Genomic DNA, 20,571 nt, shown 5'->3' with positions numbered 1-20,571 from the left:
TATCAGAGATTATGCAGATTGGAGTTGACCAAACATTCAACTCCGACAAGCGTTTCTGATTTAAATTGCTGCAGCATGTGAATTTAAATTACTGCAGCATGTGAATTTGAATGACCTAAGGCAAAATCACGGATGGCAGTAGCAACCGCTTGCGGCTGACTAAGAATCGCCCAGTGATTAGCTGCCAATTCCACACGTTGAAAATCATCTACCCAAAGCGACATTTCATCAATCAATTCAGTACCCACAAATTGATCATATTTCAAGACAATAGCTTGCACAGGACAAATTGCATAACGTTGACGCGGCTTTAATAAACGTGGGATAAAATTGGCACGATATAAATTGACGCCATAGCGCCCATCTTTGCGGATATTAGGATTGATCGCAATATCTTGATCACGTTCTAAACGTATCACCACCTGACGCCATTGTTCAGGTTGAAAAAACTGCCAAACTGTAGGTGCAAGTGCAGGAAGTTGAAAGGCGGCAATATACCAAGATTTACGCATTTGTTTGAAAAATTTAATTTTATTTTCAGAAAACTGCTTACGCATCCAAAACGCTGCATGATCCAAACATGGGCCTGAAATAGTACTGTAAGATAAAATTCGTCCTTTTAAATCTGGATCAGTTACAGCTTCCCAAGACTGAATTTAACCCCAGTCATGAGCTGCCAAGTGAAATGCACGCTGCCCCAAAACGGCATTAGCAACAGCCATTAAATCTGCAGCCAATTGAGCCAAGCTATAGGCACGAATGGATTTGGGAATGGAGGATTGTCCCGCACCACGTACATCGTAACTCACCACATAAAAATCTTGTACCAACACGGCAATCACGCGTTCCCAGACTTCTTGGTTATCTGGATAGCCATGCAGCAAAATCAATGCAGGTGCCGTTTTTTCCCCCCAAGTTTTGACATAAAGCTGTTGATAATCTGAGGTTTCAATCCATTGCGTTTGTGCTTGCATAAACATCCTGTTGTTTATTGTTGACATGATTGCTCTTGAGAATAACAAAATATGCCATTGGCTTGCTCAAATTTCATACTAATATAAGAAAAATCTACTTAAGGCTCTATAAAATTTCCCATGAACCTCATCAAAAAATTGCAGCAACTTCCTATCGTTTCTAAATATTTTTTAAATCGTTATGCACCCTATCGCGGTGCAGGTATTGAAATTGATCAAATCGATTTAGCCAACCACCATGTCCGTGTCAAAATGCCACTCACCCGCAAAAATCAAAATATTGTCGGCGTACATTTTGGCGGCAGCCTCTATTCCATGGTAGATCCATTTTATATGCTCATTCTGATGCATCACTTGGGTTCAACATATATTGTTTGGGATAAAGCGGCAACGATTCATTTCCTCGCCCCAGGACGCAGTACGGTGTATGCCGATATTCGCCTGAGTGCCGCTGAAGTCGAGGAAATCAAACAGATCGCAGAAGACTATGCGCCTCTGACACGTCAATATACGCTCAATATTGTCGATGAATCAGGTGTACGAATTGCAGAAGTGCATAAAACGTTATATATCCGACGTAAAAAGCCCAAAGCCGTAGCAACGTAATTTTTAGCTCACATAAAAACGCAGAATCTAATGATTCTGCGTTGTTGGTAATATTATTTTAATCAAAAGACAAAAAGATCAATGTCACCGACAAACTTCTCTACTCTTTTTAAGCAGGTATGAATCAATTAACGTATTACTGTTGATACATCAGTGGATCATAAAAATTATAAACATTGATAGTATTTAAAATTAAAGGATTATTAAAATGAAAAAAAATCTTGTGCCAATCTTTTCCCTACTTTGTTTCTATTCATCGACATCCCTCCATGCTTTGGTGCCGAATACATTTACCAAAGTCCAGACTTTGAAAAATGTGGCTTATGGATCTCATCCTCAACAAGTGATGGATGTCTATTTCCCTGCCAAAGTACTCACAGATCAAACACCAGCCCCGCTCATGATGATGGTCCATGGCGGTGCTTGGAAAATGGGTGATAAAAATCATGCTGCTGTGGTCAAAAATAAGCTGAGTTACTGGACCAAGCAAAACTGGATTTTTGTGTCTATCAACTATAGATTAGTTCCAGATGTGACCGTACAGCAGCAAACTCAGGATATCGCCCAAGCGCTTATTTATATCCAAAATCAGGCACCGCATTGGCATGCTGACTCAAAACGCTTGGTGCTGATGGGACATTCTGCGGGCGCACACCTGGTCAGTCTATTAACCGTTCGCCCCCATTGGCTGGCACCCCAGCCACAGCCTTGGCGTGCTACAGTTGCTTTAGATAGCGCGGCTTATGATATAGAAAAGATAATGCAAACACGTCATGCACGTTTTTATGATCAAGCCTTTGGTGATCAACCTTCCAACTGGAAAGCCCTTTCTCCGATAGCTCAGCTACATCAAGCTTTACCTGCATTTCTCGCGGTGTGCTCAACCATCCGTGCAGATCAACCCTGTACTCAAGCTCGACAATTTATTCAACAAGCACAGAAATTCGGAACTCAAACCCAGTTATTGCCTGTCCGACTTTCACATGCTGAAATCAACAAGTCATTGGGACAAAATAATGCTTATACTCAAGCAGTCAATCAATTTATCCAAACGCATTAATTTTTCAGCTAGCGCATAAAAAACGCAGAATCATAAGACTCTGCGTTGGATGTACTGAAATATAAATACTTCAGTAGGATGGCATGGCTGTTCGTATTCAGATTAACGCTTTTGCTCGATGGCTGCACCAGCACCACCACCAACAGCACCACCGATTGCAGCGCCTGCATTACCACCTATCACTTCTTTACCTAAAATTGAACCAATCGCACCGCCAATTCCACTATAGGTTGCGTTACGGTTAGAACCATCTTGGGTTTTACTTCCAACTGCTGCACCTGCACCTGCGCCTGCTGCTGCACCAACACTACCACCTACGCTGTTACCCGCTGCGCCACCAACGGCACCGCCTAATGCTGCAGCACCAATACGTTGGTCATTAGAACTCATGCTTTCACAACCCGCCATAAGCATGGTCGATACTGTGGCAATTGCCAATACACTCAATACTTTTTTCATGGTGATCACTCCCCCTCGGTCTATTCGCTCTCAGCTTAGTGCATATTGCGGTAACAACTTTGAAAAAACTGTTACCAAGCACAGCAAGATGAAGGTATTTCTGTAAAAGACTTAAGGCTGAATAGATGATTCAGCAACATCTTCTTCCAAAAGCACGACATCTCTTGTGGTTTGTCCATCTTCAGTAAACACAGCATGAGAAACTGTTTCTTTGCTTTCAGGCGTTTTGACCCGATCCAGTTTTAATGTGCGATGAATTGGCGCCTGCCCCTGCTTATATTCCATGCCTTCTGCATCAATCGTTTTCACTTCAGAAATGACTTTACCATCCTGCTTTAGGGTTTTATTCAACTCAATTTTTGAGGTTGGTACAATCACCCCACCTTTTTGAATCACAGGAATACCCAATTGTTTCTCTGAAAACTGTGCTTGATCATCATCAAAAACAACTTCCTTTGCCACAATATCTTTACCCTGATTGCTCACTTCAAAAATCGTGGCTTCTACATGGCGTATAGGCTTTTCACCTGTCACTGTACGAATCACTTCAGTTTTTAGAATAGGCACAATGGCTTTGTCTTTCACCACAATGCTGTTTGGCATTGGTGCAGCCGAAACAGACACACTCAGTAGCATTGCAGATAAACCCAGTGTCAGTCCTCTAAATTTCATAAGCTATCCCTTTAGTTTTCTTGATATTTTTAAATTGTTCTTAATTCACTATATGCAATATTGCGGCTTTATTAAAGCAAAATGTGAAACTAAAAGGTTGGCAATAAAAAAGACGCCTCGAAAGGCGTCCTTAAATGATGCTTTAAAACGAATTATAGATCGTTAAATTCATCGCTAAATGCTTGGCTTAATGCTTGATCGACATCAGAGAAATCATTCACCAATTCCAATTCAGCAGCTTCTGCTTCTTGACGACGACGCTCTAAGTGGTAAGCAAGACCCGTACCTGCTGGGATCAATCGACCCACAACAACGTTCTCTTTTAAACCACGTAAATCATCTTCTTTACCTGTTACAGCCGCTTCAGTTAACACGCGTGTAGTTTCCTGGAACGATGCAGCAGAAATGAACGAATCTGTTGAAAGCGATGCTTTGGTAATACCCATCAATTGGCGTTCGAACTTCGCTGGGAACTTGTTTTGTGCAAGTACAGCTTGGTTTTCTTGTACCACGCGGATGTAATCCACTTGCTCGCCTTTGATGAAGCTCGTATCGCCACCATCGGTGATTTCAACTTTACGCAACATTTGACGTACGATGACTTCAATGTGCTTATCGTTAATTTTTACGCCTTGTAAGCGGTAAACGTCTTGAACTTCGTTCACGATGTAGTTGGTTAATGCTACTTCACCTTTCAAGCGTAAGATGTCATGCGGGTTTTGTGGACCATCAGAAATGGTTTCACCACGGTTCACATGCTCACCTTCAAACACGTTGATGTTACGCCATTTTGGAATCAACTCTTCGTAAATCTCAGAGCCATCATCTGGTGTAATCACTAAACGGTTCTTACCTTTGGTTTCTTTACCAAAGCTCACGATACCTGACACTTCTGCAAGAATCGCATGCTCTTTTGGTTTACGTGCTTCAAACAAGTCTGCAACGCGAGGTAAACCACCGGTAATATCACGAGTACGTGAAGTTTCTTGTGGTACACGACCAATAACGTCACCCACACCAATACTTTCGCCATCACGGACAGAAAGAATCGTGTTTTGTGGCAAGAAGTAGAATTGTTCGCCACCATCTACAGTATCTAATACCACAGCAGGACGTAAGTCTTTACCTGACGCAGGACGCGACGTCACTGGCAAGATTTCAACTGTAGTCATACCTGTTGCATCATCTGTTTTCGAGGTTGCAGTCACGCCATCAGCAATTTGACTGAAACGGATTTTACCTGCAACTTCGGTCACAAGTGGATGCGTGTGTGGATCCCAAGTCGCGACAATACCGCCAGCTTCTACCGCTTCACCATCTTTCAGCAAGATTGATGCACCGTATGGCAGTTTATAACGCTCACGCTCACGGCCTAGCTCATCTGCAATACCAATTTCACCTGAACGTGAAACGGATACCAAGTGACCTTTAGCGTGTTGTACAGTTTTTACATTATGGAAACGTACGGTACCTTTATTACGCACTTGTACGCTGTTCGCCGCTGAAGTTCGGCTTGCTGCACCACCTACGTGGAATGTACGCATGGTTAACTGAGTACCTGGCTCACCAATCGATTGAGCAGCCATAACACCTACAGATTCACCTGGGTTCACCAAGTGACCGCGTGCAAGGTCACGACCATAACATTTCGCACACACACCGAAAGTCGATTCACATGATACGACTGAACGGACTTTTACTTCATCGACACCTTGCTCTTCTAAGAAGTTTGCAAGTTTCTCATCAATCAAAGTGTTACGTGGCAGGATAACGTCGTCAGAACCTGCTTTCTTCACATCTTCAGCAACAACACGGCCCAGTACTCGAGTACCTAAGTTCTCGATCACGTCACCGCCTTGAATGAACGGAGTCATTACAAGACCGCCCAAAGTACCACAGTCAGGCTCAGTGATGACCAAGTCTTGCGCTACGTCAACCAAACGACGTGTCAAGTAACCAGAGTTTGCTGTTTTCAGTGCTGTATCGGCCAAACCTTTACGTGCACCGTGTGTTGAAATGAAGTACTGAAGTACTGTCAAACCTTCACGGAAGTTTGCTTTAATTGGAGTTTCAATGATCGAACCATCTGGTTTGGCCATCAAACCACGCATACCCGCTAACTGACGAATCTGAGCTGCCGAACCACGGGCACCAGAGTCAGACATCATATAGATCGAGTTGAATGATTTTTGCTTCTCATCTTCACCCTGTTTGTTTTTAACAGTGGTAAAAGACAAGTTGTCCATCATCGCTTTAGCTACTTGGTCATTCGTACGTGCCCAAATATCGACCACTTTGTTATAACGCTCACCCGCAGTTACGAAACCTTGCTCGAACTGTTGTTCAATTTCACGAACTTCAGTTTCTGCTTTTTCGATAATTGCTTGTTTTTGTGGTGGAATGACCATATCTTCCATACCCACAGACACACCTGAACGTGTCGCTTGACGGAAGCCTAAGTACATCAACTGGTCAGCGAAGATAACTGTATCTTTTAGACCCAATTTACGGTAGCAAGAGTTGATTAACTTCGAGATATTCTTTTTGTTCATCTCAAGGTTAATTTGCTCAAAGCTTAAACCTTCAGGCACAACTTCCCAAAGTAAGCAACGACCTGGTGTGGTGTCTACAACAATTGTTTGTTGCTCACGCTCGCCATTTTCATTGATTACAGTTTGGTACACACGAGCTTTTACGCGAGCGTGTAAATCAACCTGACCTGTTGCCAATGCACGGTTTACTTCGTGCGTATCTGCAAACACCATGCCTTCACCTTTGGCATTTACAGCATCACGTGTAATGTAGTAAAGACCCAAGACCACGTCCTGAGAAGGTACAATGATTGGTTCACCGTTCGCAGGAGACAAAATGTTGTTGGTCGACATCATTAACGCACGCGCTTCTAATTGTGCTTCAAGCGTTAATGGTACGTGTACCGCCATTTGGTCACCGTCGAAGTCAGCGTTAAACGCAGCACAAACGAGCGGGTGTAGACGGATCGCTTTACCTTCAATCAGGATCGGTTCAAATGCTTGAAGACCTAAACGGTGAAGCGTTGGCGCACGGTTCAACATTACTGGGTGTTGACGAATTACAGATGCAAGTACGTCCCAAACTTCTGGCGTTTCGCGCTCAACCATTTTCTTCGCAGCTTTAATGGTGGTTGCTTGACCTGAAGCTTGTAATTTCGCAAAGATGAATGGCTTAAACAGTTCAAGTGCCATTTTCTTCGGCAGACCACATTGGTGCAGACGTAGGTTTGGACCTACAGTAATCACCGAACGACCAGAGTAGTCAACACGCTTACCCAGTAAGTTCTGACGGAAACGACCTTGCTTACCTTTGATCATGTCTGCCAAAGATTTAAGCGGGCGCTTGTTTGAACCCGTGATTGCACGACCACGACGACCGTTATCTAACAAGGCATCAACAGACTCTTGTAACATACGTTTTTCGTTACGTACGATGATGTCTGGCGCTGCAAGGTCAAGAAGACGCTTCAAACGATTGTTACGGTTAATTACACGACGATACAGATCATTCAAGTCAGAAGTCGCGAAACGACCACCTTCAAGTGGGACCAACGGGCGAAGGTCTGGTGGAAGTACAGGCAGTACATTCATCACCATCCATTCTGGTTTGTTGTTTGACTCTTTAAACGCTTCCATCAACTTCAAACGCTTAGACGCTTTTTTAAGTTTCGTCTCTGAAGTAGTTTGTGGAATTTCTTCACGTAAACGTGCAATTTCAGCTTCAAGATCAATGTCTTTTAACAAGTCTTGAACCGCTTCAGCACCCATTTTCGCTGTGAATTCGTCACCATGCTCTTCTAAAGCATTGAAGTATTCTTCGTCATTGAGAAGTTGGTATTTCTCAAATGGCGTCATACCTGGGTCAGTCACCACATAAGATTCAAAATACAATACACGCTCGATATCACGTAAAGTCATATCAAGTAATAAACCAATACGGCTCGGAAGTGATTTCAAGAACCAAATGTGTGCAACTGGAGAAGCAAGTTCGATGTGACCCATACGCTCACGACGAACTTTTGCAGTCGTTACTTCAACGCCACATTTTTCACAAATGACGCCTTTGTATTTCATACGCTTGTATTTACCACACAAGCATTCGTAATCTTTTACTGGACCAAAAATTTTGGCACAGAATAAACCATCACGTTCTGGTTTGAACGTACGATAGTTAATGGTTTCTGGCTTTTTAACTTCACCGTGAGACCATGACTTAATCATTTCTGGTGACGCAAGACCAATACGGATGCGATCAAACTCTACTGGAGCATGACCGTCTGAATCCGTCTTTTTGCGCATGATATCGAGCAAGTCTTTCAATTTTTTTCTCCGTGTGCTGGGAGGTTGTGTTCACATCCCAACTGGGTCACAAATATTGTTTTTTAACTGAATCATCCACCCTTGCCCATTTAAAATGGTGAGAAGCTTAGCTTCGCAAGGGGGATGCAATGGTTACTTAGTCACCATTTTTCAGTTCAATGTTGATACCTAAAGAACGGATCTCTTTGGTCAATACGTTAAACGATTCAGGCATACCTGGGTCCATGTAATGGTTACCATCTACAATGTTCTTATAGATGCGGGTACGACCTTCAACGTCATCTGACTTCACAGTGAGCATTTCTTGCAGCGTATATGCTGCACCGTATGCTTCAAGTGCCCAGACTTCCATCTCACCGAAACGCTGACCACCAAATTGTGCCTTACCACCTAACGGCTGTTGCGTTACAAGTGAGTAAGAACCTGTAGAACGTGCGTGCATCTTGTCATCCACCAAGTGGTTGAGTTTGAGCATGTACATATAACCTACAGTCACAGGACGGTCGAATTTCTCGCCTGTACGTCCATCATACAATACGGTCTGACCAGAACGTGGTAATTCAGCAAGTTCAAGCAATTCTTTGATTTGACCTTCTTCAGCACCATCAAATACTGGAGTAGCCAATGGAACACCTGCACGTAAGTTACCCGCCAATACCAAGATTTCATCATCAGTTAAGCTGTCAAGATCTTCCTGCTCGCCGCCCACTTTGTTATAAATCTTGTCTAGGAACGCACGTAGTTCAGCAATCTCACGCTGTTGTTTGAGCATCTTGTCAATTTGCTCACCCAAACCTTTGGCTGCCATACCCAAGTGTGTTTCAAGAATCTGACCCACGTTCATACGCGATGGTACGCCTAGCGGGTTCAATACGATATCCACAGGTACACCGTTAGCATCGTGCGGCATGTCTTCTACTGGTAAGATGTTAGATACCACACCTTTGTTACCGTGACGACCTGCCATCTTATCACCTGGTTGGATGCGACGTTTAACAGCAAGATAAACTTTCACAACTTTCAAGACGCCGGTAGTGAGTTCATCGCCTGTAGAAAGCTTACGTTTCTTCTCAGCGAATTTCTCATCAATTTCAAAGCTCTTCTCTTTCAAGAAGGTTTGAATTTGCGTTAAGCGTTCAGCAATCGCTTCATCACTTGGTTGAATTTCAAGTAAATCCACTAAAGCCAAGCCTGACAACATATCTTCAGAAAGCTTGTCGCCACGTTTGGTTGTACCGCCACCGTTAGACTCTTGGCCTTTCAATAAGCGGATAATACGTTCACGCGCTGCTTCTTCAAAGATTTTGTATTCTTCTTTCAAGTCTTTGCGATATGCATCAAGTTGTGCTTTTTCAATAGCTTGCGCACGTTCATCTTTTTCCAAACCATCACGAGTAAAGACTTGAACGTCAATCACAGTACCTTTAGTACCTGATGGAACGCGCAATGATGAATCTTTCACATCTGCTGCTTTTTCACCAAAGATTGCGCGAAGCAATTTTTCTTCAGGTGTTAATTGCGTTTCACCCTTAGGCGTTACTTTACCCACAAGGATGTCGCCTGCAGTCACTTCAGCACCAATGTAAACGATACCAGACTCGTCTAGTTTAGACAGTGCAGCTTCACCCACGTTTGGAATATCAGCCGTGATTTCTTCTGCACCCAATTTGGTATCACGTGCAACACATGACAACTCTTGAATGTGAATCGAAGTTAAACGGTCTTCTTGAAGCACACGCTCAGAAAGTAAGATCGAGTCTTCATAGTTATAACCATTCCAAGTCATGAATGCGACTCGCATGTTCTGGCCGAGTGCAAGCTCACCACCATCAGTCGATGGACCGTCAGCCAATACATCACCACGACCTACCTTATCACCCATCTTCACCAAAACTTTTTGGTTAATACAAGTATTCTGGTTTGAACGTGTATATTTGATCAGGTTGTAGATATCTACACCTGCTTCACCCGCGATCATTTCTTCTTCATTCACACGAATGACCACACGTGACGCATCAACATATTCAATACGACCACCACGTTTCGCGATCACACATACACCTGAGTCATGCGCTACGTTGGCTTCCATACCTGTACCAACAAGTGGCTTGTCGGCAATTAAAGTTGGAACAGCCTGACGTTGCATGTTCGAACCCATCAAGGCACGGTTGGCGTCATCGTGCTCAAGGAATGGAATCAGTGATGCTGCAACAGAAACAACCTGTTGTGCAGATACGTCCATATGCGTCACTTTTTCAGGAGGCATACGTACGAATTCACCTTGGTGACGTACAGAAACGAATTCTTCAGACAGGTTGCCGTCTTTATCTACTGCAGAGTCGGCCTGTGCAATCACAGTACCAACTTCTTCAATTGCAGATAAATACTCAACGTCATCAGTTACACGACCATCAACCACTTTACGGTATGGAGTTTCCAAGAAGCCAAAATTGTTACATTTGGCATAAACAGACAGGGAGTTGATCAAACCAATGTTTGGACCCTCAGGCGTCTCAATTGGACATACACGACCATAATGCGTTTGATGTACGTCACGTACCTCAAAGCCCGCACGCTCACGAGTCAAACCACCAGGCCCAAGCGCAGAAACACGACGCTTGTGGGTAATTTCAGACAACGGGTTGTTTTGGTCCATGAACTGAGACAATTGGCTTGAACCAAAGAACTCTTTGATTGCTGCAGCCACTGGCTTCGCATTGATTAAATCTTGCGGAGATAGATTGTCTGTTTCAGCTTGTGACAAACGCTCTTTCACAGCACGTTCAACACGAACTAGACCAACACGGAATTGGTTTTCTGTCATCTCACCTACTGAACGGACGCGACGGTTACCCAAGTGGTCAATATCATCGACTTCACCTTTACCGTTACGAATTTCAATCAATGTTTTGAGTACATCGGTAATGTCTTCATTAGACAAAATACCTTCAACTTCACGTGACTTCTGATCTGTACCCACTTCGTAAGGACGACCCAAACGACGGTTAAACTTCATACGACCGACTGGCGATAAATCATAACGCTCAGAAGAGAAGAACAAGTTATTAAACAGATTTTCAGCTGCTTCTTTCGTTGGTGGCTCACCTGGACGCATCACTTTGTAGATTTCGACCAAAGCATCTTCACGACCTGTAGTCGTATCGGCACGTAAAGTATCAGCAATGAATGACCCACGATCAATGTCGTTTGTGAACAGAATATTAAACTGTTTTACGCCGCCTTCAGCAATTTTAACCATGATTTCATGGCTTAACAGCGTGTTTGCAGCAATCACTTCGCCATCACGTAAAGCAATGTCTTCTGCCGTGATACGTTCGTACAAATATTCATCTGGAACTGAAAGTTTTTCTAGGCCAGCAGCTTCCATTTGACGTACGTGACGCGCGTTGATACGCTTGCCTTGCTCAACAATCACTTTGCCGTCAGCATCAGTGATGTCAAATTGCGCCATTTCGCCACGCAAGCGTTCTGGGACAAGGTCAATCTGGTAGCTACCCATGTCTAAATAGACAGGTACTTTCTCAAAGAACAAGTCTAGGATTTGTTCATTGCTATAACCTAATGCACGCAATACCACAGTCGCTAATAATTTACGACGACGGTCAATACGTACATACACTAAGTCTTTGGCATCGAATTCAAAGTCTAACCATGAGCCACGGTAAGGAATAATGCGTGCTGAATACAACACTTTACCGCTCGAGTGGGTTTTACCTTTATCGTGGTCAAAGAACACGCCTGGTGAACGGTGTAATTGAGATACGATCACACGCTCAGTACCGTTAATTACGAAAGTACCGTTATCCGTCATTAAAGGCATTTCGCCCATATAGACTTCTTGTTCACGCACATCTTTGATTGATTTTGTTTCGCGATCTTTAATGATCAAACGAATTTTTACGCGCATTGGTGCCGCATAAGTTGAGCCGCGAAGAATACACTCACGCACGTCAAACTCAGGCTTACCAAGACTATACTCAACAAATTCTAAAGCAGCATTGCCAGAATAACTTTCTATAGGAAAAACTGAACGAAATGCGGCTTGGAGACCGATATCTTCGCGGCTTTTTGGAGTTTTGCCATCTTGTAGAAATGTACGGTACGAGTCGACTTGAATCGAAAGCAAGTACGGTGCATCCATCACTTGGGGCAATTTACCAAAATTCTTACGGATCCGTTTCTTTTCGGTATATGAGTATGCCATCTGGAGTCCTCGGAAAGTAAACTAAACCCGCCTGCAGAACGGGTTTAGAAGGAATTACGCAGGCCGATATGGCCACCACTGTTTACAAATGCTGCAATTTTTAGTGGTATTAAAACGCTTAACAATATTTTTAAATGTGGAAAAATATTGGTAAGCGTTTAATTTTATTGATTTATATTGTTTTTGATGGTTTTTCCATCATTCAAACAAAAATCGAGCCGATAATTGTAACGCAAAAAGGCTGATGACCCAAGAGCCATCAGCCAATTTTTGGAGCCGATTATAAAAAATCGACTCCCTTAAGAAATTACTTAAGAGTAACTGTAGCACCAGCTTCTTCAAGTTTCTTCTTAAGCTCTTCGCCTTCTTCTTTAGAAACGCCTTCTTTAAGAACGGCAGGTGCGCCTTCAACCATGTCTTTAGCTTCTTTAAGACCAAGGCCAGTAGCTTCACGAACTGCTTTAATTACAGCAACTTTGTTCGCACCGAAAGAAGTCAACTCAACATTGAATTCAGATTGCTCTTCTGCAGCAGCAGCGCCAGCGCCTGGAGCAGCAGCAACAGCAACAGCAGCAGCTGATACATTGAATTTCTCTTCAAAAGCAGAGATAAGTTCAACAAGTTCAAGAACAGTTTTTTCAGCAACTGCGTTTAAGATTTCTTCGTTAGTTAAAGCCATGAGAATAACTCCAAATGGAAATTGAATGGTGTGGAAATAAATTTAAGCTTATGCAGCTTCTGACTCGTTTTTCTCTTTGAGCGCAGTAATAAGGCGACCCAATTTCGAAATAGGAGCTTGAAGAACGTTTGCAAGCATAGTAAGCGCTTTTTCTTGGTTCGGAAGATTCGCAATTACGCTAACTTCAGCACCTTGGTAAAGTTTGCCGTCAAATGCAGCAGCTTTAAGTTCAAATGCTTTGTTTGTTTTAGCGAATTCTTCGAACAAGCGTGCAGCTGCACCCATGTCGTCTTCAGAAGTTGAGAAAGCTAAAATTGTTGGGCCAACAAGGTTGTCGTTCAAGATCGTGAATTGCGTATCTTGAAGAGCGCGTTTTGCCAAAGTATTACGTACAACACGTGTAGTAACACCTAATTTACGCGCTTCAACACGTAGAGCCGTTAATTGCTCAACGCTTAAACCCTGATAGTCAGCAACAACAGCTGAGAACGCTTTAGAAGCAACTTCGTTTACTTCTGCTACGATCTGTTTTTTGTCTTCGATAAGAAGAGCCATTGTAAAACCTCCTAACGGTGATTTATGTACTTACTCGAAGTACACTCCCAATTCGTAAATTCAAAACTGAATTTACACGCGGAGGAGGAATAAATCACACCACCGCGTCTACCCAGGCTGGGATATTAAGAAAACAGCATAAAACCACTTTCGCCTGAGGTCTTTGACGCTGATAAATTCTCATTTACCAATTCAAAGTCCGCCTGAGGATCGATCAGCAAAGCAACGCTTTGCCGATCCGCAAGTCGAGAAGCTATGCTTCGAGTGAAGCCTATGCCCTCTCTTGCGTGAAATTTAAAGCAGGGCTTTAAATTTCACTCAGGACTTTAAAATTCTTTCTAAGCCAGACTTAGTTAGAAACGTTTTGTACATCAATAACAAGACCAGGACCCATAGTAGAGCTCAAAGTGATCTTTTTGATGTACACACCTTTAGAAGTTGCAGGTTTTAACTTTTTCAAGTCAGCAACTAAGGTTTCAACGTTTGAACGAACCGCTTCAGCAGTAAAGCCAACTTGACCAATCGCAGCGTGGATAATACCTGCTTTGTCTACACGGTAACGTGCTTGACCTGCTTTTGCATTTTTAACTGCAGTCGCAACGTCAGGAGTTACAGTACCCACTTTAGGGTTTGGCATTAAGCCACGTGGACCTAGAATCGTACCCAACTTACCGACAACGCGCATTGCATCAGGAGCTGCAATCACAACGTCAAAGTCAAGGTTACCCGCTTGAATGCTTTCAGCTAAGTCATCGAAACCAACTACGTCTGCGCCTTCAGCTTTAGCAGCTTCTGCAGCAACACCTTGAGCGAAAACAGCTACACGTACAGTTTTACCAGTACCTGCAGGAAGTGTAGTCGCACCACGAACAACCTGATCAGATTTACGTGGGTCAACACCTAGGTTTACCGCAACATCCAAAGATTCTTTGAATTTAGCAGCAGGAAGGTTGTTTAGAACTTCAACCGCTTCTTCCAAAGTGTAAACTTTGTTCGCTTCTACTGCAGCTGCAATAGCTTTTTGACGCTTAGTTAACTTTGCCATGTCTTATAGCTCCACATCCAAGCCCATAGAACGTGCAGAACCAGCAATGGTACGCACACGTGCTTCTAAATCAGCACCAGTTAAATCTGGCTCTTTAGTAGTCGCGATTTCTTCTAACTGAGCACGAGTCAACTTACCAACTTTGTTTTTGTTAGGTACAGCTGAACCCTTTTGAATGCCTGCAGCTTTCTTAAGAAGAATAGCAGCAGGAGGAGTTTTCATGATGAATGTGAACGACTTGTCGTTGTACACAGTGATCACTACAGGAATTGGCAAACCTGGTTCAACTTTTTGTGTAGCAGCATTGAATTCTTTACAGAATGCCATGATGTTAACACCACGTTGACCTAGTGCAGGACCAATAGGTGGAGATGGATTCGCTTTACCAGCTGGGACTTGCAGCTTGATATAGCCGTCAATCTTCTTAGCCATTTCAAATTACCTCTGGGTACAAACGCCGCTAGGCTCCCCAATATTTTAAGTAACGATACCGTTACAACAACAATGCCCGATTCATCATAAATCGGGCGTTTTCCAACCACTCAAATTTAAACTGTTTTTTCGACTTGACGGAATTCCAGCTCAACCTGAGTAGGTCGATTAAATACATTAATAGTCAACGTTAAACGTGACTTCTCGTATTGAACTTCTTCCACCACGCCTTTAAAGTCGGTGAATGGACCATCAATTACAAGTAATTCTTCGCCTGGTTCAAACATCGTCTTCGGACGAGGCGCTTCACCAGTATTGCGTACACGTGCAAGAATCGCGTCAGCTTCTTTTTGCGTAATTGGGGCAGGCTTTTCTGCTGTACCACCAATAAAACCTAAAACTTTTGGACATTCTTTAACAATGTGCCAAGTTTCATCGTTCATTTCCATTTCAACCAATACATAGCCTGGAAAGAACTTACGCTCTGACTTACGTTTCTTACCATCCTTCATTTCTACCACTTCTTCGGTAGGAACAAGGACTTCACCAAAGCTATCGGCAACAGCGCTACGCTGGATTCGATCATTAAGCGAACGCATCACTTGTTTTTCATAACCTGAGTAGGCATGAATAATGTACCAACGTTTCATAGCTCTTTTACCCGATAATAAACTTGATTGCCCAGCCTAACAGATAGTCAAAACACCACAATACAATTGAGGTGACCACAACAACCACAAGCACTTGCCACGATGTGGTTACTGTTTCTTGCTTAGTAGGCCAAGTGACTCGACGCAACTCAATACGCGAATCTTTAAGCAAACGAACAAAGCCTTTGCCTTGATGGGTGGCGTATAATAAACCTAAAGCCACAACGATACAAGTCAAAATTACCCCAACACGCACCCAAATATCATTGGCTGGTGCCCAATACGCAGGAAGATGCTGATTCACCATCATCGAAGCGATGAGTAAAATCAAAGCGATACCCCACAACACATAGTCTAATGGAGAACTCGATTGAACAACTTCAGCAGAATTATTTCTTTGAGGGATTGGCGCGTCGCTTAATGCGTCACGCGATTTATCATTCGACATTTTTGTACTCGTCGTAGAATTCGCGACTTATTATATGACTAGATTAGCCGACATCAAGCTTTTTTAAAAAAATGGCAGGTCAGGAGGGACTCGAACCCCCAACATTCGGTTTTGGAGACCGACGCTCTACCAATTGAACTACTGACCTACAAAACAGAACGAGAGCCAAAGCTCTCGACCTGCTCAACACATTCTATAATTATGCTGTTACTTTAGCAACAACACCGGCACCTACAGTACGACCACCTTCACGGATCGCGAAGCGTAAACCAGCGTCCATTGCGATTGGGTGGATTAATTCTACTGACATTTCAACGTTGTCACCTGGCATTACCATTTCAACGCCTTCTTTCAACTGGATTGCACCAGTTACGTCAGTTGTACGGAAATAGAATTGTGGACGGTAACCGTTAAGGAATGGAGTGTGACGACCACCTTCTTCTTTAGAAAGTACGTATACTTCCGCATCGAATTTAGTGTGTGGCTTGATTGTACCTGGCTTAGCAAGTACTTGACCACGTTGTACGTCTTCACGCTTAGTACCACGTAAAAGAACACCACAGTTCTCGCCTGCACGACCTTCGTCAAGCAATTTACGGAACATTTCTACGCCAGTTACAGTTGTTTTAACTGTGTCTTTGATACCTACGATTTCAACTTCTTCGCCTACTTTCACGATACCAGTTTCAACACGGCCAGTTACTACTGTACCACGACCAGAAATAGAGAATACGTCTTCGATTGGCATCAAGAATGCTTGGTCGATTGCACGTACTGGCTCTGGGATGTAAGTGTCAAGCGCTTCAACAAGCGCTTCAACTGCAGCTTCACCATATTGACCAGCGTCGCCGTTAAGCGCAAGAAGCGCTGAACCACGGATAACTGGAGTGTCATCACCTGGGAAGTCGTAAGTAGAAAGAAGTTCACGAACTTCCATTTCAACTAGCTCAAGAAGCTCTTCGTCGTCTACAAGGTCACATTTATTCAAGAATACAACGATGTAAGGTACACCTACCTGACGAGAAAGAAGGATGTGTTCACGAGTTTGTGGCATTGGACCGTCAGTCGCAGCACATACAAGGATCGCACCATCCATCTGAGCAGCACCAGTGATCATGTTTTTAACATAGTCAGCGTGGCCTGGGCAGTCTACGTGCGCGTAGTGACGAGTTGGAGAGTCGTATTCTACGTGAGAAGTATTAATTGTAATACCACGTGCTTTTTCTTCTGGTGCAGAGTCGATTGCAGCGTAGTCTTTCGCTTCACCACCGAATTTTTTTGCACATACAGTTGCAATTGCAGCTGTTAAAGTTGTTTTACCATGGTCAACGTGACCGATTGTGCCCACGTTAACGTGTGGCTTATTACGTTCAAACTTAGCCTTAGCCATGTTCATCTTCCTCGTTTACGTCGAACACAATGCTGAGTAAAACTCTGCCCCGACATATCGCCTAAAAAACTAGACACCTAATACTTGAAAAGCAGACTAATAAGCCTGCTTTTTAAAAAATTTGTGCGAATAATCGCTAAACTGTATCTGGAGCTCTTATCGAGATTTGAACTCGAGACCTCTCCCTTACCAAGGGAGTGCTCTACCACTGAGCTATAAGAGCGATAAATCCTTCGATGGAGCGGGAGACGAGGATCGAACTCGCGACATGCAGCTTGGAAGGCTGCCGCTCTACCAACTGAGCTACTCCCGCATCTATGTTGGTAATTACCACTTCTATCGAAGTTAATGGTGGTGGGAGAAGGATTCGAACCTTCGAAGCTTACGCGGCAGAGTTACAGTCTGCTCCCTTTGACCGCTCGGGAATCCCACCATTTTCACACTTACTCAGTGTTTGTTCTTTACTTAACAATCTAAACTCTCTAAGATGGTGCCGGCACACGGATTCGAACTGTGGACCTACTGATTACAAGTCAGTTGCTCTACCAACTGAGCTATGCCGGCGCTTCTTAGTGTTTCGTACGTTTCGTATCGGAACGGTGTGCAGTTTAGCAAAACTTGAAATCCGTGCAAGTGTTTTTTTTAAAAAAAACGCTAAAAACTCACAAAATCAATCCATTTGATGATAATTCAACCGCTTTGATCACTGCACGAGCTTTTATTTGGGTTTCATTCCATTCAGATTCAGGATTTGAGTCCGCAACTAGACCTGCACCTGCCTGCACATAGACCTTATTGTGACGAATAACACAGGTACGAATCGCAATCGACATATCCATTTCACCATGCCAGCCTAAATAACCGACAGCGCCACCAAAAACACCACGTTTTACAGGCTCAACTTCATCAATAATTTCCATGGCACGAATTTTTGGCGCCCCAGAAAGCGTCCCTGCAGGAAAGGTTGCCTGAAAAACATCCAAAGCATCAACATCATCGCGTACCTCACCTTGCACATTGGACACAATATGCATGACATGCGAATAACGCTCGATCACCATTTGATCGGTGACTTGTACTTTACCAATTTTGGCGATACGCCCGACATCATTACGCCCCAAGTCAATCAGCATTAAGTGTTCGGCAATTTCTTTTTCATCCGACAACAAATCTTGCTCAAGTGCCAAATCTTCTTCTTTGGTTTTACCGCGCGGGCGTGTACCTGCTAAAGGACGCACAGTGGCAATACCATTTTCCAAACGCGATAAAATTTCAGGTGATGAGCCGACAATATGAAACGGCTGATCATCGCCCAAAGTTTTGCCTTGTACCAAGAATAAGTACGGCGATGGGTTGAGATGGCGCAAAGCACGATAAACCTGTAACGGCTCACCATCGAAATCTGACACCATGCGATGTCCAGGCACCACTTGCATAACATCGCCTGCACGAATGTATTCTTTGACGGTATCAATGGTCGCCAAGAATTTTTCTTTGCCTGTAAGCGATTCAAAATGTGGTGGCGTATGTTTTTCTGCTTTTAGACTAATCGGGGTTGCTAAAATTTCTTCTAGTGCATCGAGTTGTTGTTGTGCCTTGTCATAAGCATCTGCCTGCGCTGCATCGGCATGCACAATTAAGAACAAGGTATCTTTTAAGTTATCAAACACGATGACTGTTTTAGACAACATCATCCAAATATCAGGCAAACCGACTGGATCTGCTGCAGGCACGTTTTTTAAACGCGGTTCGATATAACGTACCGCATCGTAACCAAAATAACCAACCAAACCGCCTGTAAAATTTGGCAACTCAGGCAAGTCGGCTTGCGTAGGCACTTTAAACTGCGCTTGAAAATCGCGGATATACTGAAACGGCTGCGCACAAGTTTGTTTTTCGATTGAACCATCGGCATGCTGAATGGTGAACTCACCCGCATTGCATGAGAAAACTGTAGATTCACCCAAACCAATAATTGAATAACGTGCCCAGTTTTCACCACCTTCTACAGACTCAAACAAATAAGCTTGTTGATGCTGCTTCAAACGCGCAAATACCGACAAAGGAGTTTCGGTATCAGCCAAACGCTGACGATATACAGGAATGAGGTTATAGCCTGCTGCTTTAAGTTGTTCAAATTGGGGCTGAGTGGTCATGTGAAGCTCTCTATATTTCGATGTAGCAATGTTTTCGATAAGACGAAGTGAAGGACGGTTGTAGATTGACTAGCGTCGCCATCGAAATATGGGCATTACAGCCTGACTCATTTTTGATATCCTTTATAGCAATTAGCATAGCAATTCGCGTGAAATTATTTGATTTTTGAATCTTAAATATTTAACAATTCAGTTAAATTATCCACAATTTGTTGTGGCTGACAATTGGCAATCGGCTCACCATGATTATAGCCGTAGCTGACCACAATACAATCAATACCCGCTCGACGCGCGGCTTCAACATCATTAGAAGAATCACCAATCATCAAGACTTGAGACTTCTCCACTTGATAATGTTCCACACAATGCAGCAATTGACGCGGATGGGGTTTTCGCTCCTCAAAACGATCTCCACCAATCACATCATCAAAATAATGTTGCATCTCTAATGCTTCTACAATGGCGCGAGCTGGTTGTTCAGGTTTATTGGTCACACAAACTAAGATTTTTTGTTGTGCTTTTGCCCACTCTAAAAATTCAATAATGCCCGGAAAAGGTTGTGTGTCGATACACGGATCGGCATTATAAATTTCTAAGAAGGTGTTCAGTAGCTGTTGTTGCTGTTCAGGATGAACTTCACCCATTAAGTGCGATAAGACACTATTGCAAAATACCGCAGTTCCCTTACCCACCCAAGTTCGGACTTGCTCCAGTGTTACCAAAGGCAGTTGCAGCGCATTTAAACTCATGTTCATGGCACGATATAAATCCGTCGCGGAGTCGACTAAGGTGCCATCTAAATCAAATAAAATGACTTGACGCGTATCAAGCTGTGCAATAGACATTCTTCCCCCTAAATAAACAAAGG

The 20,571-nt window shown here is 43.4% G+C and carries 15 protein-coding genes, 5 tRNA genes and 1 pseudogene; 2 read left to right on the top strand and 19 right to left on the bottom strand.

Going from position 1 to position 20,571, the window contains the following annotated elements; genetic code table 11:
* Positions 1 to 83: 83 nt before the first annotated feature.
* Positions 84 to 974: pseudogene (locus AC0T5Z_RS01770) on the bottom strand (alpha/beta fold hydrolase).
* A 120-nt stretch (positions 975 to 1,094) separates the two neighbouring features.
* On the opposite strand from AC0T5Z_RS01770, the gene AC0T5Z_RS01765 reads away from it, so the two are divergent.
* Complete coding sequence (locus AC0T5Z_RS01765; protein ID WP_435336731.1) at positions 1,095 to 1,580, top strand: DUF4442 domain-containing protein; 486 nt, start codon at positions 1,095 to 1,097, stop codon at positions 1,578 to 1,580.
* 208 nt (positions 1,581 to 1,788) lie between these two features.
* A complete protein-coding gene (locus tag AC0T5Z_RS01760) occupies positions 1,789 to 2,640 on the top strand; it encodes an alpha/beta hydrolase (protein ID WP_096902328.1) in 852 nt (283 codons plus the stop codon).
* A gap of 102 nt (positions 2,641 to 2,742) precedes the next feature.
* Here AC0T5Z_RS01760 and AC0T5Z_RS01755 read toward each other — a convergent pair whose 3' ends face one another.
* The 18 genes from AC0T5Z_RS01755 to AC0T5Z_RS01670 form a co-directional block, all read right to left on the bottom strand.
* Positions 2,743 to 3,099, bottom strand: a complete 357-nt coding sequence (locus AC0T5Z_RS01755; RefSeq protein ID WP_004975789.1) for a hypothetical protein — start codon at positions 3,097 to 3,099, stop codon at positions 2,743 to 2,745.
* 111 nt (positions 3,100 to 3,210) lie between these two features.
* On the bottom strand, positions 3,211 to 3,771 hold the full coding sequence (locus tag AC0T5Z_RS01750; protein ID WP_435336732.1) for a hypothetical protein: 561 nt from the start codon (positions 3,769 to 3,771) through the stop codon (positions 3,211 to 3,213).
* A 152-nt stretch (positions 3,772 to 3,923) separates the two neighbouring features.
* Complete coding sequence (gene rpoC / locus AC0T5Z_RS01745; RefSeq protein ID WP_435336733.1) at positions 3,924 to 8,123, bottom strand: DNA-directed RNA polymerase subunit beta'; 4,200 nt, start codon at positions 8,121 to 8,123, stop codon at positions 3,924 to 3,926.
* A gap of 136 nt (positions 8,124 to 8,259) precedes the next feature.
* The gene (rpoB, locus tag AC0T5Z_RS01740) at positions 8,260 to 12,348 is read right to left on the bottom strand and encodes a DNA-directed RNA polymerase subunit beta (RefSeq protein ID WP_435336734.1); all 4,089 of its coding nucleotides are present in this window, start codon (positions 12,346 to 12,348) and stop codon (positions 8,260 to 8,262) included.
* Between the two features lie 307 nt (positions 12,349 to 12,655).
* Entirely contained in the window at positions 12,656 to 13,027 is a 372-nt protein-coding gene (gene rplL, locus AC0T5Z_RS01735) for a 50S ribosomal protein L7/L12 (protein WP_435336735.1), read from the bottom strand.
* Positions 13,028 to 13,075: 48 nt separating this feature from the next.
* On the bottom strand, positions 13,076 to 13,582 hold the full coding sequence (gene rplJ / locus AC0T5Z_RS01730; protein ID WP_019836123.1) for a 50S ribosomal protein L10: 507 nt from the start codon (positions 13,580 to 13,582) through the stop codon (positions 13,076 to 13,078).
* Positions 13,583 to 13,931: 349 nt separating this feature from the next.
* The gene (gene rplA, locus AC0T5Z_RS01725) at positions 13,932 to 14,627 is read right to left on the bottom strand and encodes a 50S ribosomal protein L1 (protein WP_435336736.1); all 696 of its coding nucleotides are present in this window, start codon (positions 14,625 to 14,627) and stop codon (positions 13,932 to 13,934) included.
* Positions 14,628 to 14,630: 3 nt separating this feature from the next.
* Positions 14,631 to 15,059: a 50S ribosomal protein L11 gene (gene rplK, locus AC0T5Z_RS01720; protein ID WP_004975771.1), complete on the bottom strand. Its 429-nt coding sequence runs from the start codon at positions 15,057 to 15,059 to the stop codon at positions 14,631 to 14,633.
* A 116-nt stretch (positions 15,060 to 15,175) separates the two neighbouring features.
* Positions 15,176 to 15,709: a transcription termination/antitermination protein NusG gene (gene nusG / locus AC0T5Z_RS01715; RefSeq protein WP_435336737.1), complete on the bottom strand. Its 534-nt coding sequence runs from the start codon at positions 15,707 to 15,709 to the stop codon at positions 15,176 to 15,178.
* Positions 15,710 to 15,716: 7 nt separating this feature from the next.
* Complete coding sequence (gene secE, locus AC0T5Z_RS01710) at positions 15,717 to 16,157, bottom strand: preprotein translocase subunit SecE (protein WP_435336738.1); 441 nt, start codon at positions 16,155 to 16,157, stop codon at positions 15,717 to 15,719.
* Positions 16,158 to 16,229: 72 nt separating this feature from the next.
* Positions 16,230 to 16,305: transfer RNA gene (locus tag AC0T5Z_RS01705), tRNA-Trp, on the bottom strand.
* A 51-nt stretch (positions 16,306 to 16,356) separates the two neighbouring features.
* Positions 16,357 to 17,547: an elongation factor Tu gene (gene tuf / locus AC0T5Z_RS01700; RefSeq protein ID WP_446892500.1), complete on the bottom strand. Its 1,191-nt coding sequence runs from the start codon at positions 17,545 to 17,547 to the stop codon at positions 16,357 to 16,359.
* Positions 17,548 to 17,695: 148 nt separating this feature from the next.
* Positions 17,696 to 17,770: transfer RNA gene (locus AC0T5Z_RS01695), tRNA-Thr, on the bottom strand.
* 14 nt (positions 17,771 to 17,784) lie between these two features.
* Positions 17,785 to 17,860: transfer RNA gene (locus AC0T5Z_RS01690), tRNA-Gly, on the bottom strand.
* Between the two features lie 36 nt (positions 17,861 to 17,896).
* Positions 17,897 to 17,980, bottom strand: a tRNA-Tyr gene (locus AC0T5Z_RS01685).
* A 55-nt stretch (positions 17,981 to 18,035) separates the two neighbouring features.
* Positions 18,036 to 18,111, bottom strand: a tRNA-Thr gene (locus AC0T5Z_RS01680).
* A gap of 98 nt (positions 18,112 to 18,209) precedes the next feature.
* Positions 18,210 to 19,703, bottom strand: coding sequence for an anthranilate synthase component I (gene trpE, locus AC0T5Z_RS01675; protein ID WP_435337144.1), 1,494 nt, complete (start codon positions 19,701 to 19,703; stop codon positions 18,210 to 18,212).
* Positions 19,704 to 19,876: 173 nt separating this feature from the next.
* Positions 19,877 to 20,548: a phosphoglycolate phosphatase gene (locus AC0T5Z_RS01670; protein ID WP_435337143.1), complete on the bottom strand. Its 672-nt coding sequence runs from the start codon at positions 20,546 to 20,548 to the stop codon at positions 19,877 to 19,879.
* Between the last annotated feature and the right edge of the window lie 23 nt (positions 20,549 to 20,571).

It is taken from the genome of Acinetobacter pengchengensis, assembly GCF_982235305.1.
This window is presented reverse-complemented; position numbering and strand designations above follow the sequence as displayed.